Origin of the sequence: Mixta hanseatica, assembly GCF_023517775.1 — a bacterium.
GTDB classification, from domain to species: Bacteria; Pseudomonadota; Gammaproteobacteria; order Enterobacterales; family Enterobacteriaceae; genus Mixta; species Mixta hanseatica.
Genome location: NZ_CP082904.1, coordinates 2,945,527 through 2,968,584 on the forward strand (window position 1 = coordinate 2,945,527; position 23,058 = coordinate 2,968,584).

A 23,058-nucleotide genomic window follows, 5' to 3' on the forward strand; every position below is an offset into this window, starting at 1 on the left:
ACAAACGATTTGTTTGCGCAATTTTTAGGCGCAAGCGCAACGGCAGGCAAAGACAATCAGCAACGGCGCTCGGTAAAAAAGCGTTTCATTTTTACTAAGCCAGTTAAACTAAAAGTGGTTCAGGAAAGGCGAAAAGGCAAGGAAAAAGGCCAATAAAAAGGCTCCTTAGCCAGGAAATGCGCTAAGAAGCCTTTTTATAACATTTTTTATGACAACAACCGCTCTAAATGAGAAAGGATCTCATTTTTTTCACTTATTCTTCGTCATCCAGTAACATCGCATCGCCCTGCCCTGCTAAGGACAGATTGTACGGATCGTTGCTGGATTCCATGGCGTTAAAAATAGCCAGCGCCAGTTCATTCTCGCTATCTGGGTTACGGCACAGCAGATATTGCGTATCCGGCAGCACCGGCAGGCCTTCTGCCGCGCCCATAACGCGCAGCTCCGGGCTCATCATTTCTACCGGACGCGCGGTAACGCCCAGGCCGGCTTTCACCGCGGCGCGAACCGCAGCCAGCGTGGAAGCGACATAGGAGATACGCCACGGGATACCCGCTTCATTCAGGTGATCGATGGCCATATCACGGTACGGGCTTGGCTCATCTAACAGCACCAATGGAATGGCTTCGCCGCGCTGGAAAATATAGTCCGCCGCGCAGTACCACAGCGTCGGAGAAGTACGCAGCACCTGATGCGTAAACGAACCCGGGCTGGAGGTGGTGACCACCAGATCAACTTCGCCCTGGTTCAGCATTTCCATCATAAAGGGATTACGCTTCACGCGTACGTCAATCGCCAGCTTCGGATAGACAGAGGTCACGCGGTTCAGCAGGAACGGCAGAATAGTGTCTGAGGTATCGTCGGAGGCGCCGATAGTCAGCACGCCCTGCACATTGCTGTACATCAGCGAGGTACAGGCTTCATCGTTAAAGCGTAAAATCTTGCGGGCATAACCCAGCAGCTGAATACCATGTTCGGTTAGCAGCTTATTACGGCCATGACGGGCAAAGAGTTCTTTGCCTACCAACTGCTCCAGACGCTGCATCTGCTGGCTGACAGCGGATTGCGTTCTGCATACCGCGGCGGCGGCGGCGGCAAAGGTGTTGAGATCGGCTACTGCAACAAACGTTCTCAGTAGATCAAGATCGAGATTGAGTATCGGACGATTGGCATTAGTCATATTTTTCTTCACTTATAAGTATTTAAGAACAACTACCCTGGTGTTACTCCCGCCGATCAAATGTCAGACGGAGATTAAGATGGCAATAATGACGTTTCCGAAAAGCCGGAAACGACAGCTCAACACTGCATAAAGAAAAGCTGCTTTTCATAATACCGCTGGAGGAATGCATGCAGACCCGCCAGTGCCGCCGGTATGTAACAACGAAAACATACAGCGCCTGGGCGCTGCTATTGCGGACGCAAAAATGCGCCCTGCTTATTGATGGGTACCGCGCCAACTTCAGGCAAGTTAACTACGGGGCCGCTGGTTCATAACTTCGATATCATGCGTTTGCAAAACTGCGCGACGCAAAAAAAGTAATAATTTGCCGGACTTAACCTTTACCGCCGCCGCTTTTACCGTAGCAACAATCAGGCGTGTTTGTTTTATCACAAAGTCCGTTGATGGATATCCTGCCACAACGACGTCTAATTTTTAAGCCCCAATCGCATTTTTCTTATCAATAAAGCCCCCTTTTAGCATTATTGCGTCTTTTTTTGACGATTGCTTTTAACGGCTCGCTGGTTGAAAAGCATCCCGAAGCGCAATGGGATGGTTGATGCCAAAACGGCGCTAAAGAATCCAGCTTGTTTAATCATTCTACCTCCTTCCGGTTATCGGCACTTTAAGTAGCAAAATTTAACTGTTTCGTTCCGTATCAATCTACTTTTTTTATCTTAATTTGTTACTTTTTCTGATCCAGCTCGCATGCCGTGAAGAGATTTTTACAGCCGATGAGGTTGTGTAGTGATTTATCCTAATTCTTAGATAAAAAATGGTTTTTTAATCCAGCTAATTAAGATTAGCTGACGTTGCATACCAGCCAGCTCGTCAATGATTCCCGGTTGCGCCAAAAGCCGGCCTCGCCCTTCAAATGTCGGGAACAGAAGAGTAAATTGAGCGGGTTTATTTCCACGGCAGGAACGCAGTTCTGTCAGTTAAGGCGCATGCAATGAATACAATTATCGAAAAATCGTCAAAGCTGGATAATGTTTGTTATGACATCCGCGGTCCGGTGTTAAAAGAGGCCAAACGTCTTGAGGAAGAAGGCAATAAGGTCCTGAAGTTAAATATTGGTAATCCCGCGCCGTTTGGCTTTGAGGCTCCGGATGAGATTCTGGTCGATGTTATTCGCAACCTGCCTGGCGCTCAGGGATATTGTGATTCAAAAGGTCTTTACTCGGCGCGTAAAGCGATTATGCAGCATTACCAGGCGCGCGATATGCGCGACGTGACTGTAGAAGATATCTATATCGGTAACGGCGTATCCGAACTGATTGTTCAGTCAATGCAAGCGTTGCTGAACAGCGGTGATGAGATGCTGGTGCCGGCGCCGGACTATCCGCTGTGGACCGCCGCGGTTTCCCTTTCCAGCGGTAAAGCGGTTCACTATCTGTGCGATGAGTCTGCCGGCTGGTTTCCGGACCTGGCCGATATCCGCAGCAAAATCACTCCGCGCACGCGCGGCATTGTCATTATCAACCCGAATAACCCTACCGGCGCCGTCTACAGCAAAGCGCTGCTGATGGAGATCGTTGAGATTGCGCGCGAGCATAATCTGATCATTTTCGCCGATGAGATTTACGACAAGATCCTTTACGACGCCGCCCAGCATCACTCTATTGCCGCGCTGGCGCCCGATTTGCTGACGGTAACCTTTAACGGCCTGTCGAAAACCTATCGCGTAGCGGGGTTCCGTCAGGGGTGGATGGTGCTGAACGGCCCGAAAAAACATGCGAAAGGCTATATTGAGGGACTGGAGATGCTGGCCTCTATGCGCCTGTGCGCCAACGTTCCGGCTCAGCACGCCATTCAGACCGCTCTGGGCGGTTACCAGAGCATCAGCGAATTTATCATGCCGGGCGGACGCCTGTATGAACAACGCCAGCGCGCGTGGGAACTGATTAATGACATTCCCGGCGTAAGCTGCGTGAAACCGCAGGGGGCGCTTTATATGTTCCCGCGTATCGATGCGAAAAAATTCAACCTGTACGATGACCAAAAGATGGTGCTGGATTTTCTGCTCCAGGAGAAAGTGCTGCTGGTGCAGGGAACCGCGTTTAACTGGCCGTGGCCGGATCATGTTCGCATCGTGACGCTGCCGCGCGTCGACGATCTGGAAATGGCCATCGGTAAATTTGGCCGTTTCCTTGAGGGTTATCGTCAGTAAGCGGCGCGTATCCTCCACGCGCTAGCGCAGAGGATGAAAAGGCGATACTGTTGCTGCGGAGACCGGAATTGCCGGTTTCCGCAGTCGATGTACAGGAGAAACCTTTTCAATGAAGCAGAGCCATTTTTTTGCCCACCTTTCCCGCCTTAAACTGATCAATCGCTGGCCGCTGATGCGCAATGTGCGTACGGAAAATGTCTCTGAGCATAGCCTGCAGGTTGCGATGGTCGCTCATGCGTTAGCGCTGATAAAAAATAAGAAGTTTAACGGTAACCTGAACGCAGAACGCATTGCGCTGATCGCGCTTTATCATGACGCCAGCGAAGTCCTGACCGGCGACTTACCGACACCGGTAAAATATTACAATGCGCAGATTGCACACGAATATAAAAAAATCGAAGAGATTGCTCGCCAAAAGCTGATTGAAATGCTGCCGGCCGAGCTGCAGGACGCGTGGCGGCCATTGTTGGATGAACAGCAGCAGAGCGAGGCGGAAACCGCCATCCTAAAACAGGCCGATGCGCTATGCGCCTATCTGAAATGTCTTGAGGAACTTTCAGCCGGAAACAATGAGTTCCGGCGGGCATTGGCGCGCCTGGAGGAAACGCTTGAGCGGCGGCGCAGCGAAGAGATGGACTATTTCATCGCCGTTTTTGTGCCCAGCTTTACGCTGTCGCTGGACGAGATATCACAGGATACGCCGCTATAACTCAGAATGGAAACAACAGCGGCACCAGCAACACGCTCATCCCCATCACTACCAGCGTAAAGGGAACGCCGATTTTAACAAAGTCACCGAAGCGATAGCCGCCCGGCCCCAGCACCAGCGTATTTACCGGCGACGAGACCGGCGTCATAAAGGCGGCGGAAGCGGCGATAGCGATAACCATGGTAAAGGGATAAGGCGAAACGCCCATCTGCTGGGCCGCCGCGACGCCGATCGGCGCCATCAGCACGGCGGTTGCCGTATTAGAGATAAACAGTCCAATGCTGGCGCAGAGCACAAACAAACAGAGCAACATAATATGCGGGCCTCTGCCGCCGGCAATATCCATTAACCCCTGCACAATCAGCGCCACGCCACCGGTTTTTTGCAGCGCCAGCGCAAACGGCATCATCCCGGCAATCAGAATCAGCCCCGGCCAGTGAATGGCTTTGTAGGCGCTCTCCATATCGATACAGCGGAATTTTCCCATCAGTAAACAGGCGATAATTGCCGCTATCGGGCCAGGGATCACATCGGTGATCATCAGCGCCACCATCAGCGCCAGAGAGAATAACGCATGCGGCGCCTGACTATGGGCCGACACCGCCTCATCAATTTCCGCAGGCAGCGCCAGCAGCAGCAGATCGCGTTTCTGCTGCTGTAGCTGCTGAATACGCCGCCAGTCGCCGATAACCAGCAGTATATCGCCTGCCTCCAGTGTTTCATCTGCCAGCGCCCCTTCCAGCAGGCTATTGCGCCGGCGAATGCCGATAACGCTCAGCCCGTAGCGCTGACGGAAAGCCAGTTCGCGTACGCTTTTGCCTGGCAGTTCTGAATCGGGGATCAATGATACTTCCGCCATCCCCACGTCACGTGCGCGATCGGAAAAATAGTCGCCGCGCAAGATCAGCGGTTCCAGCTGCTGTTCACTGCAAAACTGCCGCAGATCGATTTCTGCCGCTGACATATCAATCAGCAGTACGTCGCCGCTGCGAAAGGTGGTATCCCCGGTAACCGTCACCATCACGCGACGAAACTTACGCCAGCGCTCCAGGCCGACCACGTTTGCGCTATATTTCTCCCGCAGTTTAAGGTCATCGAGGCGATGCCCGATCAGCGGCGAACCGGCGCGGATCGCCAGGCGGCGGGCGCGGCCGCTAAGCCGATATTCCCGGATCAGATCGCGAAAATTGCGCCGGCGCGGCGCGCCGGATAACATGGTTTCTTTAGTGGGAGCTGCCAGCCAGTAACGCGCCACCAACATATAGCCAATGCCCAGCGCCAATACCGTCAGGCCAATGGGCGTCACGGCAAAAAAGCCAAAGCCCGCCAGTCCTTCTCGCTGCAGTTCGCTGTTTACCACCAGATTCGGCGGCGTGGCCACCAGCGTCATCATGCCGCTAATCAGTCCGGCGACGCTCAACGGCATCATCAGCCTGGCGGGCGATGAGCCTATTTTCGCCGCCACGCTCAGCACCACGGGAATAAAGATCGCCACCACGCCGGTAGAACTCATAAACGCGCCCAGTCCGGCAACCGTCAGCATCAGCCAGAAAATCATTTTGCTTTCGCTGTTGCCAGCAATTTTCATCAGCCATTCGCCAGTCTGCAATGCGATGCCGGTGCGCACTAATCCTTCGCCAATCACAAATAGCGCGGCAATCAAAATCACGTTGGGATCGCTAAAGCCGATGGTGGCTTCCTGCAGCGTTAACGTACCGCTCAGCACAAAGGCAATAATCACCAGCAGCGCCACCACATCCATGCGCAGCCTGCCGGATGCAAACAGCCAGACGGTTACACCCAGCAGCCCAATCACCCAAAGAAGTTGACTATTCACCACTCTTTCCGTGTCAGAAAACCCTGAATGCGTGCAGCATGCCATAAAATAAACCCCGCGATAGCGGGGTTAAATCAATCACTCCTGGGTTAGCACCGTTATCGTTCCGTCATCGTCTTTGGTAACGCGCAACGCGCTAAGACTGGTCAGCTGCAGCGCGGTTTCCGCCAGGCGCGGCGTATCCGCGGGCGCATTTACTGCGATAACCGCACAGCCTGCGGCAAGACCGGAAAGAATCCCGGCGGGAGCATCCTCCACCACCACGCAATCAGCGGGCGACAGGCCAAGCAGTTCGGCGCCCAGCAGATAAGCATCCGGCTCCGGCTTGCCCTTTTCAACGCGTTCGGCGGTCACGAAATGGGTAGGCAACGGCAGGCCTGCCGCCTGGCGACGCGCGGAGGCAACCGGCACCGAACCGGAGGTAACGATCGCCCAGGGAATCGCCAGCGCGTTCAGCTGCTCCAGCAGCTCACAGGCGCCGGGCAGCGCCGTTACGCCTTCGGTATCTTCAGCTTCGGTTTGTTCCAGTCGTTTAAATTCCTGCTGGATCTCCTCTTCGCTGCTGCCGCGCATAAAGTGACGCAGTGAAGTGATGGCCTGCTTGCCGTGGATAAAATCCAGAATTTCATTCGCATCGATGCCGTGACGCTTACCCCAGTTGCTCCAGGCGCGTTCTACCACAGGTAAAGAATCGACCAGCGTGCCGTCTAAATCAAACAAAAAACCTTTACACTTCACTCGCGTTTCCTTCTCAGGCGTTGATGATTTGCGCGATCTCGGTCGCACAAAGATGATACTGGCGCGGGCAGGTGTGCCAGGCGGCCAGCATGCGTTGATATTTATCCCACATTGGCGTTTGGGCATTGAAGCCGTGCGTGCCGGCATCGAAATGGGTGTAGCGCCCTTCCACGTTAACCATAAAACGCACATAGCCCAGGTAGCGCGCTTCGGTTGCCGCATCAAACCCCAGGAACTGTAGCCGGCGCTCGTCAATGCCAGCCCGATCCTTTAGATTTTCCCAGGATACCCGCAGCGCATGGTGCATTTCCATAATATTGATAATGGTGCGGCAAACCTCTTCGCCCAGCTCACCGAAATCGCGATCTAACTCGCGCATCTGCAGGCTATATCCGCGTTCAATAATCGTTTGCAGGCGGCGATAACGCTCGCCATTCTCCGGATCGAGCAGCGTCATCAGTTTGTATTGGTTGGAAAGTATTAAACGCTGAGCATGCGTCATGTCCATCTTTAACTCCCATTAAGCACAATAAAAGGTTGTTCAAGAATCGCACGACGCATAAAAAGGCGGTATCACAAGACAGCCTTTCTTTGATTTAAGCCGGGTTGCCGGAGAAAAAAATCCTGGCAACCCACCGCTTATTCAGAGATCGTCAAGGAAAGTGTTATCCAGTTGACGGAAAGCGCGTTTTAGCAGATCCGCCAGCGCCTGATAGGTGGGTTTGCCTTCAACCGGCGCAATCGCCTGCCCGGCCTGTTGCAATTTTTCGCGCACCTCGTGAAACCAGTTTAATAGCGCGGGCGGCAGTGGCGTAACGGAACGGCGCCCCAGCCACCACAGCCCTTGCATCGGCAGGCTACAGGCAAACAGCGCGGTGGCCACTGCCGGCCCCAGCTGTCCGCCCAGCGCAATTTGCCAGGTCAGGGTAAAAATGGCTAACGGCGGCATAAAACGGATCGCAAAGCGCGTGGCGGTGCTGATGCGGTTTTCCGGGAAAACCGGCGCGAGGCGTTTATCGTTCGGCCATGTTTTCATGTAGTGCTGTCCAAGCTGGAATGTTTTAAACCAACCGACGCTGGATTCATTTGCCATGGCTCACCTCAACTTCTTTTGCAAGATTTAAAAAATTTAAGCAACGAAACAACTTTATGTGACAACCTTCAAAAAATTTTGTTTTTACGCGGCACTGCCGTTATTCTGAGCGCGTTATCAGGGCTGCTAAAGCGAATAATTCTTATTATTTTGAGGTGGAGCCGTTGGAAGCGACACAACTTTCAAAATTTTACGTAAAATTACCGTCTTTTTTTGCTGTCGGATAACTTTTTGCTGGCAGTATGATGATAATCATTAATGTACCAGCTTTCATACACTACGATGATAGACTGATTGCTTTTTTTTTAGCCACTTTTGACTAATAGGTACTTCCATGTCGAGTAAGTTAGTACTGGTTCTGAACTGCGGTAGCTCTTCCCTTAAGTTTGCCATCCTTAATCCGGCTGACGGTAAAGAGTACCTTTCAGGTCTGGCCGAATGCTTCCATCTGCCTGAAGCGCGTATCAAATGGAAACTGGACGGCTCCAAACAGGAAGCTGAGCTGGGCGCGGGCGCAGCCCACAGCGAAGCCCTGAACTTTATTGTTAAAAACATTCTGGCACAAAAACCAGAGCTGTCGGCACAAATTGCTGCAATCGGCCATCGTATTGTTCACGGCGGTGAAAAGCTGACCCAATCCGTACTGATTAGCGATGAAGTGGTACAAAGCATTAAAGATGCCTCTTCTTTTGCGCCGCTGCACAACCCGGCGCACCTGATCGGCATTGACGAAGCGCTGAAAAACTTCCCGCATCTTTCCGATAAAAACGTAGCGGTTTTCGATACGGCGTTCCATCAGACAATGCCGGAAGAGTCTTACCTCTACGCCCTGCCTTATAATCTGTATAAAGAACATGGCGTTCGTCGCTATGGCGCCCACGGCACCAGCCACTACTATGTGACGATGGAAGCGGCCCGCATGCTGAATAAGCCGGTGGAAGAGCTGAACGTCATCACCTGTCACCTGGGAAACGGCGCCTCTGTATCGGCTATCCGCAACGGCCAGTGCGTGGATACCTCAATGGGCCTGACTCCGCTGGAAGGTCTGGTGATGGGCACGCGCAGCGGCGATATCGACCCGGCGATCATTTTCTTCCTGCACGATACGCTGGGAATGACTGTGGATGCTATCAATAAGCTGCTGACCAAAGAGTCTGGCCTGCTGGGCCTGACCGGCGTCACCAGCGACTGCCGCTATGTAGAAGAAAACTACACCACCAAAGAAGATGCAAAACGCGCGATGAACGTATTTTGCCATCGTCTGGCCAAATATATCGGCTCTTACAGCGCGATGATGGACGGTCGTCTGGATGCCGTGGTGTTTACCGGCGGTATCGGTGAAAATGCGGCGATGGTACGCGAGCTGTCGCTGGCGAAACTGGCGCTGCTGGGCTTCGAGGTTGATCACGAGCGCAACCTGGCGGCACGCTTCGGCCAGGAAGGCTTCATTAATAAAGAAGGCACCCGTCCGGCGCTGGTTATCCCGACCAATGAAGAGTTGGTTATCGCCCGCGACGCCGCGCGCCTTACCGCATAAGACTTTCTCCGTCAGCTCAGGCTGGCGGAGTTGTTTTGACAGCCTGAAATACCTGAGAGGTTTACTGTGTCACGTACCATTATGCTTATCCCTACCGGCACCAGCGTCGGGTTGACCAGCGTCAGCCTTGGCGTTATTCGTGCGATGGAGCGCAAAGGGGTTCGCCTCAGCGTGTTCAAACCCATCGCGCAACCACGCGCCGGCGGCAATACGCCTGACCAGACCACCACCATCATTCGTAAAAACTCCTCCATTCCCGCCGCTGAGCCGCTGCAGATGTCACGCGTAGAATCGCTGCTGGGTTCAAACCAGCAGGACGTGCTGATGGAAGAGATCATTGCCCGCTATCACGCTAATACCCAGGACGCGGAAGTGGTGCTGGTGGAAGGCCTGGTGCCTACGCGTAAACATCAGTTCGCCAGCGCGCTTAACTACGAAATCGCCAAAACCCTGAATGCGGAAATCGTCTTTGTTACCGCGTTGGGCAACGATTCGCCGGCGCAGCTGAAAGAGCGCATCGAAGTGACGCAAAGCAGCTTTGGCGGCAGCAAAAACAAAAACATTACCGGCGTCATCATCAACAAGCTTAACGCGCCGGTGGATGAACAGGGCCGCACCCGCCCGGATCTGTCAGAAATCTTTGATGACTCCACGAAAGCCAGCGTCGCGAATATCGATCCGAGTCAGCTGTTTGCCAACAGCCCGCTGCCGGTGCTGGGCTGCATTCCCTGGAGTTTCGACCTGATCGCCACCCGTGCGATCGATATGTGTCGTCACCTGAACGCGCGCGTGATCAACGAAGGCGAGATCCAGACGCGTCGCGTGAAATCAGTGACGTTCTGCGCACGTAGCCTGCCGCATATGCTGGAGCATTTCCGTCCGGGTTCGCTGCTGGTGACCTCCGCCGACCGTCCTGATGTGCTGGTTGCTGCCTGTCTGGCGGCGATGAATGGCATTGAGATCGGCGCGATTCTGCTGACCGGCGGTTATGAAATTGACGCCCCTATTTACAAACTCTGCGAACGTGCGTTTCAGACGGGCCTGCCGGTTTTTATGGTTAAAACCAATACCTGGCAAACCTCGCTCAGCCTGCAGAGCTTCAATCTCGAAGTGCCGAGCGACGATACTCAGCGCATCGAGAAGGTTCAGGAATATGTTGCCAGCCATATCAACAGCGACTGGATCGAATCCCTTACCGCCACCTCCGAGCGCAGCCGTCGTCTCTCTCCGCCAGCCTTCCGTTATCAGCTTACCGAGCTGGCGCGCAAAGCGGGCAAACGCATCGTGCTGCCAGAAGGCGACGAACCGCGTACCGTCAAGGCTGCGGCAATTTGCGCCGAGCGCGGCATTGCGAACTGCGTGCTGTTAGGCAATCCGGACGAAATCCAGCGCGTTGCGGCGGCGCAGGGCGTCGAACTGGGCAAAGGTATCGAGATTGTCGATCCGGAAGTGGCGCGCGCTAATTATGTTGCGCGTCTGGTTGAGCTGCGCAAAAACAAAGGCATGACCGAAGTGGTGGCGCAAGAGCAGCTGGAAGATAACGTGGTGCTGGGCACCATGATGCTGGAGCGCGACGAAGTAGATGGCCTGGTCTCCGGCGCGGTACATACTACCGCTAACACTATTCGTCCACCGCTGCAGCTGATCAAAACGGCGCCCAACAGCTCGCTGGTCTCTTCGGTATTCTTTATGCTGCTGCCGGAACAGGTTCTGGTTTATGGCGACTGCGCCATCAACCCGGATCCGACGTCCGAACAGCTGGCAGAAATTGCTATTCAGTCGGCGGATTCCGCAGCGGCTTTCGGTATTGAGCCGCGCGTCGCGATGATCTCCTACTCTACCGGCAATTCCGGCGCGGGTAGCGATGTGGAAAAAGTACGCGAAGCGACGCGCATTGCGCAGGAAAAACGTCCGGATCTGGTCATCGACGGTCCGCTGCAGTATGACGCGGCCATTATGGAAGATGTGGCAAAATCCAAAGCGCCGAATTCTCAGGTTGCCGGTCGCGCCACGGTCTTTATCTTCCCGGATTTGAACACCGGTAATACCACCTATAAAGCGGTACAGCGTTCAGCCGATCTGATTTCAATCGGACCAATGCTGCAAGGCATGCGTAAGCCGGTTAACGATCTGTCACGCGGCGCGCTGGTTGATGATATTGTTTATACCATCGCCCTGACCGCGATTCAGGCTGCACAGGCGGAAGATCAGTAAGATAATTTGCTACTGATTAAAGGCGGCCTGCGGGCCGCCTTTTTATTTTGCGCGGCTGGCTATCCGCTTACCGAAAATAACTCTCTATTTAATTTCTTTCCGCCTGATAAATTCTGATAGCGGACCTGGCACCCTTGCAAAAGATGGATGCATTAACCCGTCAATAAATAAGCGAGGCGGCAAACGTCAATTAAGGAAAACAAGCGAAGCGAATAGCAAAAAAATAAGCGCAGCGGCTAGCATTGCGTTTATTTTTTGTCGCAAATTATAAAATTATTTTGGTCAAATCCGCATTCCCTAACTAGCCTTAAATTACCTGAAATAGAGGTACCGCTATTTTTCACGCATGTTGAAAAATTAATACTGTGGCAACGGGTTAAAAGATAAACATAGGGAGTAAATATTATGAGTGAACATCCTGAACATCTCCGCAACCGGCATGATACAGCCTGGGTGGAACCGGTGAATGGTGTACCGCTGAAGCGCATTTCATGGAGCGCTATCTTTGCCGGCGTGATTGCTGCGGTATTAATTCATTTATTATTAACACTGCTGGGCACGGCGATCGGTTTATCCAGCATCGATCCGATGAAAGAGCAAAACCCGATGGACGGCATTGGCACCGGCGCGGCCATCTGGACCGGCATCAGTATGTTGGTTTCCATCGCCGTAGGTGCCTGGGTCAGTGGACGTCTGGCGCAGCGTGAAGGAATGCTGCATGGTCTGTTAATGTTCGGCGTGAATACCCTGTTTAGTCTCTGGCTGGCAATCATGCTGGTTAATTATGCCATGAGCGGCGCCATGAATGTGATGGGCGCAAGCCTGAATGCGATCGGCAGCAGCATTAGCGCTGTTGCGCCGCAGGCGACGCAGATGGCGCGCGATAAATTACAGGAAAACGGTATTAACCTGGATGATTTGCAGAATGAGTTAGAAACCACGCTGCGTCAGACGGGCAAACCTGAGTTGCAGCCGGAAAATCTGCAAAATGACGCGCAGAATGCGGCAGACAGCGCGCAGAATCAGGCGCAGACCACGGCAAATAACCCGCAAAATGCCGATACGGATATCGCTAACTGGGTGAAAGGCTTAATTACCCGTAATCAGGATACATTGCAGGCTGCGGACCGTGATGCGCTGAAAAATATTATTAAAGCGCGTACCGGAAAAACTGATGCTGAAGCGGAACAGATTGTCGATCAGACTGAGAAAAGCTATCAGCAGGCGCGTCAAAAATATAATGAGTTAAAACAGCAGGCGGAACAGAAAGCGCGTGAAGCCGCGGATAAAGCCGCAGCGGCGACTGCTAAAGCCAGCTGGTTTGCCTTCTTCATGCTAATTATCGAAGCCGTACTGGCGGGCGTAATGGGTATGGTGGGCCGTCGTACTCAGCCGCGTCAGGTGCTGAGCCATCAGCGTCCAACTAAACGTGATTAAAACATCTCAGTAACCCATAAGGCGGGAGCATTTCCCGCCTTTTTTATTAGGCTTTTCTGTTAGCGCGATTCCCGCGCGGCTAACACCCTGGCATGCACCGTAAGCCCACGCCTCTGTTATAAACAGCCGTCCGTTGTGAAGATGGAAAAGGGATAATGACCCGAAATTATCCATGCTGAAACGTTACGTTAATACCCAGGGCGGTGAATTGACGTTAGATGTAACCTGCCCGATGACAAGCGTATCGCATTGACGCTATAGGGCTGGAGGCGCGCTGCTGGCGTGTTTGATAATGCAAAGTGGAGCGTTCGGAAACCGAACGCTCCACTTTATATTTGCGGGCCTGGCGGCTGGGGCGTTATTCCGCTTTCACCTGTTTTTCCTGCCTGACCGGCTCATTGTTGGCGTTGCGGCTGAGCCACAGCGACAGCGCCTTTAGCGAATCAGAGGTAAATTCATCGCAGCGTGCAGTGATCTCTTCCGGGGTCAGCCAGAAAACCTCGTCCACCTCTTCCGGCTGCATAGCAAACGGACCGTGCGACACGCAGCTAAACAGCGCGCCCCAAACGCGGCAGTGTTCATCTTCAAAATAGAACTGCCCATGCTCGGCGAAAGGCACGGCGGCAATGCCCAGCTCCTCCTCCGCTTCACGGCGCGCGGATTCCAGATACCCTTCCCCGCTTTGCACTACGCCGCCTGCGCACGCATCCAGCATGCCCGGCAGAAAATCCTTCGTTTCCGTTCGGCGCTGCACCAGAATATTACCCATACCGTCGTGCACCACTATATAGGTAGCGCGATGACGCAAATGTTGTGCCCGCATCTGGGCACGGCTGGCCTGAGCGATAACTTCGTTATCTTCGTTAACGATATCTACCCATTCAGTGCCGGCATCCTGACCTTGCTCCACCATCAGTAACCCTTTTCGTTCTGGCGCCCATTGCGCGATGATATTCCCACAGGGTTTGCGTTACGTTGACGCAAACCGCCATAACTTAAAGGCTTCGCCTGCCGGACGCAAGCCGTGCGATTAGCCTTTTTTAACCGACTCGCCCAGCCACAGCTGAACGGAGGCGCGTTGCCACTGGAACCAGGCATATTGCGCCAGATTTTCCGGCAATTCATCGCCATGCAGTGCCAGTCGATTGAGCATAATCGCTAAATCAGTATCGGCAATCGACCATTCACCAAACAGGTTCTGTTGCCCTGCGCTCAGCAAACTTTGTGCGCCCTCGATAAGTTTAGCGGCGCTACGGCGCGCTTCCTCGCTGAGCGGTGAATATTTTTTTGCGGCAAAAATTACTTCTGTCGGGCGCTCCTGACGAAGCGGCATAAAGTCGCTGCGCAGCCATGCCTGCAGCTCGCGCGCCCGGGCGCGCTTTTCCTGACCGTGCGGATAGAGGCGCTCATAATCGGGCGCAGGAAAGCGCTCTTCCAGATATTCTGTTATCACCGAGGATTCGCTGAGATGAAAATCATCCAGCGCCAACGTCGGAACGCGTCGGGTCAGCGAAAGAGCGGCGTACTCGGCACTCAGATGCGCGCCAGACGCCAGATCGACCCGCTGGAGCGTAAAAGGCAGCCCCTTTTCCCGCAGGGCGACATAAACGGACATGACCCAGGGACTGTAGCAATTAGCATCTGACCACAGCTTAATCATCGGATATGGCATGCTCTTCTCTCCTGCGAGTTAACGCTCAATGTATTACGCCGCTCGATAATAGCACTTTTACTGACGTTCTCTTCTATGCTGAATAGAGGGCAACAACACAGGCATAAGGCTTTGTATGCAAATATTAATTACCGGTGGCACTGGCCTGGTGGGCCGTCATCTGGTGACGCATCTGCTGGCGCGCGGCGATCGGGTCAGCGTGGTAACGCGCAATGTCGAGGCGGCGCGCGAACTGCTGGGTTCTCAGGTCAGCATCTGGTCAGGCCTTACTCAACAGCGCGATTTGAACGGTATCGATGCGGTGATTAATCTTGCCGGTGAGCCGATCGCCAGCAAGCGCTGGACGCCGCAACACAAACAGTTGCTGTGTGAAAGCCGCTGGCAAATTACCGAGCGGCTGGCCTCGTTAATCAATGCCAGCAGCGAGCCGCCATCGGTACTGATTTCCGGCTCGGCAACCGGCTATTACGGCAATACCGGCGAGCTGGTGTTAACCGAAGAGGATAACGGTCATGATGAGTTTACCCATCAGCTCTGCGCCCGCTGGGAAGCGCTGGCGATGACCGCCGCCAGCGATCGTACCCGCGTTTGTCTGCTGCGTACCGGCGTTGTGCTGGCAAAAGAAGGCGGCGCGCTGGCACAGATGAAAAAGCCCTTTATGCTGGGCATGGGCGGGCCTATTGGCAGCGGACGTCAATATCTGCCGTGGATCCATCTGGATGACATGCTCAGCGGCATCCTCTGGCTGCTGGATCACCCGCTGGAAGGACCATTTAATATGGTGGCGCCCTATGCGGTGCGTAATGAGCAATTTGCCGCCACGCTGGGTAAGGTCATGCATCGCCCATCGCTGCTGCGCACCCCGGCCAGCGCGATAAAGTTACTGATGGGGGAATCTGCGGTGCTGGTGTTGGGCGGGCAGCATGTGCTGCCGGAGCGGCTACAGGCATCCGGCTTTCGTTTTCGCTGGTATGAGCTGGATAAAGCGCTGGCCGATGTTATCTAAGCCGCGCCTAACGAAAACGGCGGGCCAGCGCTGACCGTCACGCCTGGTTATTTCAGCGCGCCGGAAAGAAACTGCTGTAGTCGGGCGCTTTTCGGTTGATTGAATAGCGTCTCTGGCGGCCCTTGCTCTTCGATTTTGCCCTGATGCAGAAAAATAACGTGGCTGGATACATGACGGGCAAACTCCATTTCGTGCGTGACCACCACCATGGTTTTCCCCTCTTCTGCCAGCTTCTGCATAATACGCAGCACTTCACCCACCAGCTCAGGATCCAGCGCAGAGGTAGGCTCATCAAACAGCAGCACATCCGGCTCCATCGCCAGCGCGCGGGCAATGGAGACGCGCTGCTGTTGCCCGCCGGAGAGATTAACCGGATACTTCGCCTGGGCGCGCTCGTCGATGCCGACCTTATTGAGATAGCGCAGCGCGCGTTCACGCGCCTCCGCTTTGCTCAAGCCCAGCACCTGAATCGGCGCTTCCATCACGTTCTCCAGCACCGTCATATGGCTCCAGAGATTAAAGTGTTGAAACACCATGGTCAGGCGCGTACGCAGCAGGCGCAGCTGCTCTTTATCCGCCACTTTGAGCTGTCCATCGCCGTCGCGCACCAGGTTAATCGGCTGGTTGTTTACCGCAATTGAGCCTTCGCTCGGTTTTTCCAGGAAGTTAATACAGCGCAGAAAGGTGCTTTTGCCGGAGCCGGACGATCCAATAATGGTAATCACATCGCCGGCATTCGCCTGTAGCGATACCCCTTTTAACACCTCATGCTCACCATAGCGTTTGTGCAGTTCGGTAACGTTGAGTTTATTTTCAGCCATAGTCGTACTCAGTGGGACGATGAAGGTTTAAGGTGCGCCAGCCAGCGTTTTTCCGCCTTGCGGAACAGGCTAATCAACACGTAAGAGATCATTAAATAGATCACCGCCGCAATACCAAAGGCGGTAAAGGGTTGATAGGTTGCAGCATTGATATCGCGCGCGATTTTCAGTAAATCGGGCACCGTGGCGGTAAATGCCAGCGCCGTGGAATGCAGCATTAAAATCACCTCATTACTGTAGGCTGGCAGCGCGATGCGCAGCGCCGCAGGCAAAATAATGCAGCGATAAAGCTTAAAGGTGGAAAAACCGTAGGCGCGCGCCGCCTCGATTTCGCCGTGCGATACCGAGCGAATCGCCCCGGCAAAAATTTCAGTGGTATAGGCGCAGGTATTCAGCGTAAACGCCAGCAGCGTACAGTTGAGGCCGCTGCGGAAAAAGGCGCTGAGCAGCTCCGATCCTTTCACCACTTCCAGCGTATACATGCCGGAATAGATAATCAGCAGCTGCACATAGAGCGGCGTGCCGCGAAATATCCAGGTAAATAGCCACACCGGCGCGCGCACCGCTCTGTTCGGCGACACGCGCGCGATAGCCAACAGCACCGCCAGGCAGCCGCCAATCGCCACGGACAGGATCAGCAACCACAGCGTAATCGCCACTCCGGTAAAGCGATAGCCGTCAGTCCAGAGCAGTGATTTCCAGTACTCCTGTAAAATATCGATCATAGCTCGGCCTTTTTCACGCCAACGGAATAGCGGCGCTCCAGCCACCACAGTACGCCGTTGGATAAAGTCGTAAACAGTAGATAGATAAGGCCGGCGACCAGCGCAAACCAGAACGGCTGCCAGGTGCTTTTCCCCGCCAGCTGGGTCGCTTTAACCACATCTTCCAGCCCCAGCAGCGACACCAGCGCCGTGGCCTTTAAGACCACCTGCCAGTTATTGCCGATGCCGGGCAGCGCAAAGCGCATCATGGCGGGGAACAGAATGCGGCGAAACACCTGCGAGCCGGTAAAGCCGAAGGCGGTTGCCGCTTCGATCTGCCCTTTCGGCACCGCCATAAAGGCGCCGCGAAAGGTTTCGGTAAAATAGGCGCCGTAAATAAATCCCAGCGTGATCACCCCGGCAGTCATCGGATCGATATCAAACTGCGCGATCCCCAGCGCGGTGGTAATTTGATTCAGTGCGATCTGCAGCCCGTAAAAGATCAGCAGCATCAATACTAAGTCAGGCACGCCGCGAATCAGCGTGGTGTAAGCTTCAGACAGCAGCGCCAGCGGACGACGGCGCGACAGGCGCGCGCCGGCGCCCACCAGACCTAAAATAACCGCAAGCAGCACCGAGCTGAGCGCCAACTCCAGCGTCACCAGCGCGCCGCGCAAGATAACTTCAGAATAGCCATACAGCATCAACGAAATCCTGGCGTAGCAAAAGAGACAAAACGCCGCTCGCAATAGGCGAGCGGCCACAACAGCCGGCGATTAGTCACCGTAAACGTTAAAATCGAAATACTTTTTCGCGATCTTGTCGTAGGTGCCATCTTTGCGTATTTCCGCAAACGCTTTATCAATGGCCGCTTTCAGTTCGCTATCTTCTTTGCGCAGCCCGATACCGGTGCCGACGCCGAAGATCTTGTCATCTTTTACCGCCGGACCGGCAAAAGCGTAATCTTTGCCCACCGGCTGTTTCAGAAAACCTTCACTGGCCTGCACTTCATCCTGGAAAGCGGCATCGATACGGCCGGCATTTAAATCCTGATAAACCAGATCCTGATTAGCGTATGGCGTAACGGTTACGCCCTTCGGACGCCAGTATTGGTTCGCATAGGTTTCCTGAGTAGTGCCCTGCAGCAGACCGATGTTTTTCCCTCTTAACGATTCCGGCGTTGGCTCCAGTTTTGCGCCTTTCGGCGCCACCAGTCGGGCGTTAGCCGCATAAAGTTTGTCGGAGAAGGCGATCTCCTGCTGACGTTTTTCGGTAATGGAGAGCGAAGAGATAATAAAATCAATTTTCTTCGCCTTCAGCGACGGGATCAGCGCATCGAAATCGCTTTCCACGTAGCTACAGCTGGCCCCGATACGTTTACAGATCTCATTGGCCAGATCGATATCAAAACCGACCAGCTCTCCCTGCGCATTTTTCGATTCAAACGGCGGATAGGTAGGATCGTTACCGATACGCAGCGTTTTCGGTACAGCAGCGCCGACGGTGCTTGCAAAAGCCAGCAGCAAAGAGAGAGCCAGAACTCGCTTTTTCATGGGTTATCCTCAAGTGAAGAGCTTATAGTTATGTGAGATGTGACGGGTTTGCTTTCAGGAAACTGCACTTTTCATGCCAGTTTAAAGTGCGACGGCATTATCGCTATCTGGCCTTCATCGCAGCAAAAAACGGGCTGGCGCGCTTCGTTTGTGAATGAAATATAGCAGGCTTGAAAATAGGAAAAAGCGACATTGTTACGTTTTGGTGCATGACCTGCACGAAAAGTGATCCAGGCCGAATTAATGCACCAAAACGGAACATTTTATGTGAAGTTATGCACCCTGCCAGCGCGTGAAAAGATCTTGCGGCAAGGTAATATCAAACTGATCGAGCACCCGATTCAGCGTTTGATCGACCACATCCATCAGGCTCTGCGGGCGATGATAAAAGGCCGGCACCGGCGGCATTACGATCGCGCCCAGCTCGGCGGCGGCGGTCATTAACCGTAAATGTCCCAGATGCAACGGGGTCTCCCGCACGCAAAGCACCAGGCGACGGCGCTCTTTCAGCACCACGTCGGCGGCGCGCGTCAGCAGCCCGTCGCTGTAGCTGTGAACGATGCCGGACAGGGTTTTCATTGAGCAGGGCAAAATCGCCATGCCTGCGGTTTTAAACGAGCCGGAAGAGATGCTGGCGGCGATATCACGCACGTCATGCACCACATCGGCAAAGCCCTGCACCTGACGCAGGGTAAAATCTGTCTCCAGCGCCAGCGTCTGACGCGCGGCGTTACTCATCACCAGGTGCGTTTCAATCTCCGGCAACGGCTTTAATAGCTGCAGCATGCGAACGCCATAAATAACGCCGCTGGCGCCGGAAATGCCAACGATCACTCTTTTCATGAAAAACCCTTCCTTATTGGTGGGAGGTTAAGTTTGGACGCCCGCCCACAAGATTACAATCAAACCCGCAGCGCGGCACCCTTCAGCGCCTCTGCCTGTGCGGCAAACAGTTGAATAAGATGATCGGCCACCACCCTGACCCGACGTGAATGCGCCAGATCGGCATGCATTACCAGCCAGACAGGCTGTTCGACGCCCAGTTCAGCCAGCAGACAATGCAGCCCCGCCTGCTGCGCCAGGAAGTGCGGCAATACTGCTAATCCCATCCCGGCCACCGCGGCGGAGAGCTGGGCCGATAGCGTATTGGTTTCCAGCCGACTGGGGCGGCCGCGTAAGGTTCGTAACACCCACTTTGCCGCAGGCAGATGATGGTGCGTTTCCGCCCAGCCGATAAAAGCGTCCTGCTCGAACGCGCCGTTCTCCTCATCGGGCCGCCGGGACGCCAGATATTCGGCTGAACCATACAGGCCAAAGCCCAGCGTGCCCAGCCGCTTTATTGTCAGGTTGCCCGCCTCAGGGCGCACCATCCGTACTGCCAGATCGGCATCGCGTCGGTGCAGGTTTAGCGTTTGCAAACCGCTTATCACTTCTACGCGCAGTTCCGGATGCTGCAAGAACAGCGATCCCAGCGAAGGAACGATCAGCGGGTTAGCCAAATTTTCCGCCGTTGCCAGCCGTACCAGCCCCGCCACCCTACCCTGCATTTGCGCCGCTTCGCCAAACGCCAGCGCGGCATGCTCCAGCGCTTCAGCGCGCTCCAGCAGCGCTTCGCCATCATCGGTCAGACGATAGCCGGTTTGATGGCGGCTAAAGAGCGGCACGCCAAGCGCGGTTTCCAGCCGATCCAGACGGCGCGACAGTGTGGCAATGCCCATACGCAGCTCGTCAGCGGCTCGGCTTAAGGTGCCGCAACGGGCAACGGCAAGAAATATCCGGGTATCATCCCAGTGAACAGAAGGGTGCATCATGTTTTTCAATAATGGAAAACGGAGCGCCGATTTTAACGCTACTTTGCTGATATGGAAAAGCAGATACTCCTCGCAACGAACAGGAGGAGCAAAAATGCAACAACGACAGCTGACAACAACTTTACGGGTTTCCGCGCTGGGTCTGGGCTGTATGGGAATGAGTGAATTTTACGGGCCGCGCGATGATTCTGCTTCGCTGAGGGTGCTGGCGCAGGCGCTGGATAGCGGCATTAATTTTTTCGATACGGCAGATATGTATGGCCCCTATCACAATGAAGAGATCATTGGCCGCTTCCTGGCCTCGAAGCGTCAGCAGATAAAAATCGCTACCAAATTCGGCATCGTGCGTCAGCCGGGAGAATATCGTCGTCGCATCGATAACAGCGCCGACTATGCCCGACGTAGCTGTGAAGCCTCTCTGCGGCGACTGGGCGTCGAGCAGATTGACCTTTATTACGTTCACCGGCTGGATAACGCCATTCCAGTGGAAGAGACAATGGACGCGCTGGCGCAGTTGGTACGCGAAGGGAAAATTGCGCATATCGGTCTGTGCGAGGTAAGTGCGGCCACGTTAAAACGCGCGCATGCAGTCCATCCGGTTGCGGCCGTTCAGACCGAATATTCGCTCTGGACGCGCGAAGTGGAAAACAGCGTACTGCCCGCCTGTCGTGAATTGGGGATTGGCCTGGTCGCCTATTCTCCCCTCGGGCGTGGCTTTTTAACTGGTCGCTTTCAACATACGGCTGCCTTTGAGTCGGGTGATTTCCGCGCCAGCCTGCCCCGTTTCCAGCCGGAAAACCTGGTGAGAAATCGCCCGCTGGCTGAGGTTATCGCGGCCCTTGCGGCGGAGAAATCCTGCTCTGCCGCCCAGATTGCGCTGGCCTGGCTGCTGGCGCAGGGAGAAAACATTGTTCCCATTCCGGGCACCTGTAACCTAGTACATTTGCAGCAGAACGCGGCGGCGCTGGCAGTTCATTTAACTCCGCAGGAGCTAACGGCATTACGGCAAGCGGTGACGGCATTACCGGTGGTTGGCGAGCGCTACACTGCAGAAGGCATGAAAGGCCTTGATGCGTAATATTCGGACTGGTGGGTGTTGTTGGCAATATGCTGGCAGGTAAGCTTATCGAGCTTCATTTGAAAGGTCTGGCGATTACAGCATTAATCATGGCGGCTGCCACGCAGGCCGCTTCGGCAATTTATGTCGCTATTTTTAATGTGGCGATTGGCTCGGTCTGTTCCCGATTCTGCTGTTGCCTCCGCTGGCACAGGATTAAGGTTTTCATGAGGCGCCGCTGAGGCTGCCCCATGAAAGCTTAATGTTTGGGGGTTCGGTTTAAATGTTATCCAGTAAAATCTCAGTAAATTGACTGGATCTCATAACAGCTAAGATATTTTTAGCTCTTCTTTAGTTTCTGTTAAAACTCGTAAAAACCTGTCCAGGTTAAATTTCATAGCATTTTTTTCAGGTAAAACTCTGGCATCTGAAAAAAATTCAACTTCAATATTATCATGGCCATTATCTTTATTTAACTGGCAGAGTATTTGATCTTTGTAAGAGATTTCCACGGTGAGATTCTCATAATTGGAATCACTTAAAAAGATTATTTCAAAATCATCACTCATATCATTATCTCGGTACCCGCATGCTTTTCCCATGCTCTGGCTGCTGCTGATAAACCTTGTTCATTGATTGGTTTATTAGCCGAATATATGAGGGTCTTTTTATTAAAAGGAGCATATATATTATCTGTAACTTCTACCCTGTCTCTGGCAATTTTTACCGCAGAGCTTCCTTCGCCGAGCCCCATCCGGCCCATAGTCAGGCCAGCGGCAACAGAAGCGCCCGCAATCAGCAGGCCTTTGGCCTGGTCAGACATCATCTGGTCATAACCGGCGGGCGCCTCGCCTCCCAGCTATTGCGCGGCCTGCCTGAACCCTTCAGGGTTGCCGTTATACATCCCCCCTGCCGCCAGCAGCCGTCCGGCAGCTTTGCTGTTAATGGTGCTCAGCGGCGCGGGCTGCTTTGTTTGCGCCTGGCGGGCAGGTGTGGGACGCGGTTTTCCGCCCCGTTTGCTGTAGTCGCGGCGGGTAACTGACCGGTTATATTCCCGGATAATATCCCGCGCCCCGTCAAACTTAAACGCCAGCCGGTCGCGGCAAATCAGTGCGCCCTGCTCATCAATATAGAACAGCGATCCCTTTGAGAAAGCATAGCCGCCGAGCATCACCACCTCGCCGCTGAAGAGCATTCTTTTCAGCTTTTCCCGCTCCCGTGGCCCGTGCGGCGGCGGCTGGTTGTTGTAACCGTTAAAGGCGCGCTCATGCATATTAATCAGCTGAAAACCGAAATGCATACGATCGTCAAATACATATTTACTGTCGACTTTCGGCCAGGCAAAAACAGGCCTGATGATTTCCTCGTATCTTTCAGGCGCCAAATCGTCACGCGGCAGGTAATAAAGATCGGTTCCGGGCAGGCTGAAGCTCATACATCATATCCTTATGATGGAAATAGCGAGATAAACAATTGC

21 protein-coding genes and 2 pseudogenes are annotated in these 23,058 nt (G+C 54.0%); 7 read left to right on the forward strand and 16 right to left on the reverse strand.

The features are described 5' to 3' along the window. Positions 1 to 253: 253 nt before the first annotated feature. Positions 254 to 1,180, reverse strand: a complete 927-nt coding sequence (gene lrhA / locus K6958_RS13985; RefSeq protein ID WP_249891707.1) for a transcriptional regulator LrhA — start codon at positions 1,178 to 1,180, stop codon at positions 254 to 256. 994 nt (positions 1,181 to 2,174) lie between these two features. Here lrhA and K6958_RS13990 point away from each other — a divergent pair. Then, positions 2,175 to 3,392: a pyridoxal phosphate-dependent aminotransferase gene (locus K6958_RS13990; protein ID WP_249891708.1), complete on the forward strand. Its 1,218-nt coding sequence runs from the start codon at positions 2,175 to 2,177 to the stop codon at positions 3,390 to 3,392. 109 nt (positions 3,393 to 3,501) lie between these two features. Beyond that, the gene (gene yfbR, locus K6958_RS13995) at positions 3,502 to 4,101 is read left to right on the forward strand and encodes a 5'-deoxynucleotidase (protein WP_249891709.1); all 600 of its coding nucleotides are present in this window, start codon (positions 3,502 to 3,504) and stop codon (positions 4,099 to 4,101) included. 1 nt (position 4,102) lies between these two features. Here the strand turns inward: yfbR and K6958_RS14000 are convergent, their stop codons facing one another. The 4 genes from K6958_RS14000 to yfbV form a co-directional block, all read right to left on the reverse strand. Beyond that, entirely contained in the window at positions 4,103 to 5,938 is a 1,836-nt protein-coding gene (locus K6958_RS14000; RefSeq protein ID WP_249891710.1) for an SLC13 family permease, read from the reverse strand. Positions 5,939 to 6,016: 78 nt separating this feature from the next. Then, entirely contained in the window at positions 6,017 to 6,676 is a 660-nt protein-coding gene (locus tag K6958_RS14005) for a sugar phosphatase (protein ID WP_249891711.1), read from the reverse strand. A gap of 13 nt (positions 6,677 to 6,689) precedes the next feature. Next, a complete protein-coding gene (locus K6958_RS14010) occupies positions 6,690 to 7,184 on the reverse strand; it encodes a YfbU family protein (RefSeq protein WP_249891712.1) in 495 nt (164 codons plus the stop codon). A gap of 135 nt (positions 7,185 to 7,319) precedes the next feature. Continuing rightward, the gene (gene yfbV, locus K6958_RS14015; RefSeq protein ID WP_249891713.1) at positions 7,320 to 7,769 is read right to left on the reverse strand and encodes a terminus macrodomain insulation protein YfbV; all 450 of its coding nucleotides are present in this window, start codon (positions 7,767 to 7,769) and stop codon (positions 7,320 to 7,322) included. A 334-nt stretch (positions 7,770 to 8,103) separates the two neighbouring features. Between yfbV and ackA the strand changes: the two genes are divergently transcribed. The 3 genes from ackA to K6958_RS14030 all read left to right on the forward strand — a co-directional run bounded on the left by ackA (position 8,104) and on the right by K6958_RS14030 (position 12,957). Continuing rightward, positions 8,104 to 9,306, forward strand: coding sequence for an acetate kinase (gene ackA / locus K6958_RS14020; RefSeq protein ID WP_249891714.1), 1,203 nt, complete (start codon positions 8,104 to 8,106; stop codon positions 9,304 to 9,306). 66 nt (positions 9,307 to 9,372) lie between these two features. Next, positions 9,373 to 11,520, forward strand: a complete 2,148-nt coding sequence (gene pta, locus K6958_RS14025; RefSeq protein ID WP_249891715.1) for a phosphate acetyltransferase — start codon at positions 9,373 to 9,375, stop codon at positions 11,518 to 11,520. Positions 11,521 to 11,925: 405 nt separating this feature from the next. Further along, positions 11,926 to 12,957 carry a hypothetical protein gene (locus K6958_RS14030; protein WP_249891716.1) on the forward strand — a complete coding sequence of 344 codons (1,032 nt, stop codon included), beginning with the start codon at positions 11,926 to 11,928 and terminating at the stop codon, positions 12,955 to 12,957. A gap of 358 nt (positions 12,958 to 13,315) precedes the next feature. On the opposite strand, the gene yfcD is transcribed toward K6958_RS14030, so the two are convergent. Then, positions 13,316 to 13,870, reverse strand: coding sequence for an NUDIX hydrolase YfcD (gene yfcD, locus K6958_RS14040; protein ID WP_249891717.1), 555 nt, complete (start codon positions 13,868 to 13,870; stop codon positions 13,316 to 13,318). Positions 13,871 to 13,987: 117 nt separating this feature from the next. Next, the gene (gene yfcF, locus K6958_RS14045) at positions 13,988 to 14,629 is read right to left on the reverse strand and encodes a glutathione transferase (RefSeq protein ID WP_249891718.1); all 642 of its coding nucleotides are present in this window, start codon (positions 14,627 to 14,629) and stop codon (positions 13,988 to 13,990) included. 115 nt (positions 14,630 to 14,744) lie between these two features. Here yfcF and K6958_RS14050 point away from each other — a divergent pair, with 115 nt between their 5' ends. Beyond that, on the forward strand, positions 14,745 to 15,635 hold the full coding sequence (locus tag K6958_RS14050) for a TIGR01777 family oxidoreductase (RefSeq protein WP_249891719.1): 891 nt from the start codon (positions 14,745 to 14,747) through the stop codon (positions 15,633 to 15,635). Positions 15,636 to 15,682: 47 nt separating this feature from the next. Here K6958_RS14050 and hisP read toward each other — a convergent pair whose 3' ends face one another. The 6 genes from hisP to K6958_RS14080 form a co-directional block, all read right to left on the reverse strand. Then, positions 15,683 to 16,456, reverse strand: a complete 774-nt coding sequence (gene hisP, locus K6958_RS14055) for a histidine ABC transporter ATP-binding protein HisP (protein WP_249891720.1) — start codon at positions 16,454 to 16,456, stop codon at positions 15,683 to 15,685. A gap of 8 nt (positions 16,457 to 16,464) precedes the next feature. Further along, positions 16,465 to 17,181, reverse strand: a complete 717-nt coding sequence (locus K6958_RS14060) for an ABC transporter permease (RefSeq protein WP_249891721.1) — start codon at positions 17,179 to 17,181, stop codon at positions 16,465 to 16,467. Next, positions 17,178 to 17,864: a histidine ABC transporter permease HisQ gene (locus tag K6958_RS14065; RefSeq protein ID WP_249891722.1), complete on the reverse strand. Its 687-nt coding sequence runs from the start codon at positions 17,862 to 17,864 to the stop codon at positions 17,178 to 17,180. The genes K6958_RS14060 and K6958_RS14065 overlap by 4 nt, the downstream gene beginning before the upstream one ends. A gap of 72 nt (positions 17,865 to 17,936) precedes the next feature. Next, positions 17,937 to 18,713, reverse strand: coding sequence for a lysine/arginine/ornithine ABC transporter substrate-binding protein (locus tag K6958_RS14070; protein ID WP_249891723.1), 777 nt, complete (start codon positions 18,711 to 18,713; stop codon positions 17,937 to 17,939). A 273-nt stretch (positions 18,714 to 18,986) separates the two neighbouring features. Continuing rightward, a complete protein-coding gene (locus K6958_RS14075) occupies positions 18,987 to 19,556 on the reverse strand; it encodes a UbiX family flavin prenyltransferase (protein WP_249891724.1) in 570 nt (189 codons plus the stop codon). A gap of 59 nt (positions 19,557 to 19,615) precedes the next feature. After that, positions 19,616 to 20,521 carry a LysR family transcriptional regulator gene (locus tag K6958_RS14080; RefSeq protein WP_249894697.1) on the reverse strand — a complete coding sequence of 302 codons (906 nt, stop codon included), beginning with the start codon at positions 20,519 to 20,521 and terminating at the stop codon, positions 19,616 to 19,618. Positions 20,522 to 20,618: 97 nt separating this feature from the next. Between K6958_RS14080 and K6958_RS14085 the strand changes: the two genes are divergently transcribed. Continuing rightward, positions 20,619 to 21,602: an aldo/keto reductase gene (locus tag K6958_RS14085; protein ID WP_249891725.1), complete on the forward strand. Its 984-nt coding sequence runs from the start codon at positions 20,619 to 20,621 to the stop codon at positions 21,600 to 21,602. 308 nt (positions 21,603 to 21,910) lie between these two features. On the opposite strand, the gene K6958_RS14090 is transcribed toward K6958_RS14085, so the two are convergent. The 3 genes and pseudogenes from K6958_RS14090 to K6958_RS21330 all read right to left on the reverse strand — a co-directional run. Further along, positions 21,911 to 22,150: a hypothetical protein gene (locus K6958_RS14090; protein ID WP_249891726.1), complete on the reverse strand. Its 240-nt coding sequence runs from the start codon at positions 22,148 to 22,150 to the stop codon at positions 21,911 to 21,913. A 149-nt stretch (positions 22,151 to 22,299) separates the two neighbouring features. Then, a pseudogene (locus tag K6958_RS21385) lies at positions 22,300 to 22,530 on the reverse strand (hypothetical protein); the annotation flags it as partial. 102 nt (positions 22,531 to 22,632) lie between these two features. After that, positions 22,633 to 23,016: pseudogene (locus tag K6958_RS21330) on the reverse strand (DUF8093 domain-containing protein); the annotation flags it as partial. Positions 23,017 to 23,058 lie beyond the last annotated feature (42 nt).

Bases quoted from the DNA above. Each gene is read 5' to 3' on its own strand.
- lrhA (WP_249891707.1), bottom strand. From the start codon at position 1,180: ATGACTAATGCCAATCGTCCGATACTCAATCTCGATCTTGATCTACTG.
- K6958_RS13990 (WP_249891708.1), top strand. From the start codon at position 2,175: ATGAATACAATTATCGAAAAATCGTCAAAGCTGGATAATGTTTGTTAT.
- yfbR (WP_249891709.1), top strand. From the start codon at position 3,502: ATGAAGCAGAGCCATTTTTTTGCCCACCTTTCCCGCCTTAAACTGATC.
- K6958_RS14010 (WP_249891712.1), bottom strand. From the start codon at position 7,184: ATGGACATGACGCATGCTCAGCGTTTAATACTTTCCAACCAATACAAA.
- yfbV (WP_249891713.1), bottom strand. From the start codon at position 7,769: ATGGCAAATGAATCCAGCGTCGGTTGGTTTAAAACATTCCAGCTTGGA.
- ackA (WP_249891714.1), top strand. From the start codon at position 8,104: ATGTCGAGTAAGTTAGTACTGGTTCTGAACTGCGGTAGCTCTTCCCTT.
- K6958_RS14030 (WP_249891716.1), top strand. From the start codon at position 11,926: ATGAGTGAACATCCTGAACATCTCCGCAACCGGCATGATACAGCCTGG.
- yfcD (WP_249891717.1), bottom strand. From the start codon at position 13,870: ATGGTGGAGCAAGGTCAGGATGCCGGCACTGAATGGGTAGATATCGTT.
- yfcF (WP_249891718.1), bottom strand. From the start codon at position 14,629: ATGCCATATCCGATGATTAAGCTGTGGTCAGATGCTAATTGCTACAGT.
- K6958_RS14050 (WP_249891719.1), top strand. From the start codon at position 14,745: ATGCAAATATTAATTACCGGTGGCACTGGCCTGGTGGGCCGTCATCTG.
- hisP (WP_249891720.1), bottom strand. From the start codon at position 16,456: ATGGCTGAAAATAAACTCAACGTTACCGAACTGCACAAACGCTATGGT.
- K6958_RS14060 (WP_249891721.1), bottom strand. From the start codon at position 17,181: ATGATCGATATTTTACAGGAGTACTGGAAATCACTGCTCTGGACTGAC.
- K6958_RS14065 (WP_249891722.1), bottom strand. From the start codon at position 17,864: ATGCTGTATGGCTATTCTGAAGTTATCTTGCGCGGCGCGCTGGTGACG.
- K6958_RS14070 (WP_249891723.1), bottom strand. From the start codon at position 18,713: ATGAAAAAGCGAGTTCTGGCTCTCTCTTTGCTGCTGGCTTTTGCAAGC.
- K6958_RS14075 (WP_249891724.1), bottom strand. From the start codon at position 19,556: ATGAAAAGAGTGATCGTTGGCATTTCCGGCGCCAGCGGCGTTATTTAT.
- K6958_RS14080 (WP_249894697.1), bottom strand. From the start codon at position 20,521: ATGCACCCTTCTGTTCACTGGGATGATACCCGGATATTTCTTGCCGTT.
- K6958_RS14085 (WP_249891725.1), top strand. From the start codon at position 20,619: ATGCAACAACGACAGCTGACAACAACTTTACGGGTTTCCGCGCTGGGT.
- K6958_RS14090 (WP_249891726.1), bottom strand. From the start codon at position 22,150: ATGAGTGATGATTTTGAAATAATCTTTTTAAGTGATTCCAATTATGAG.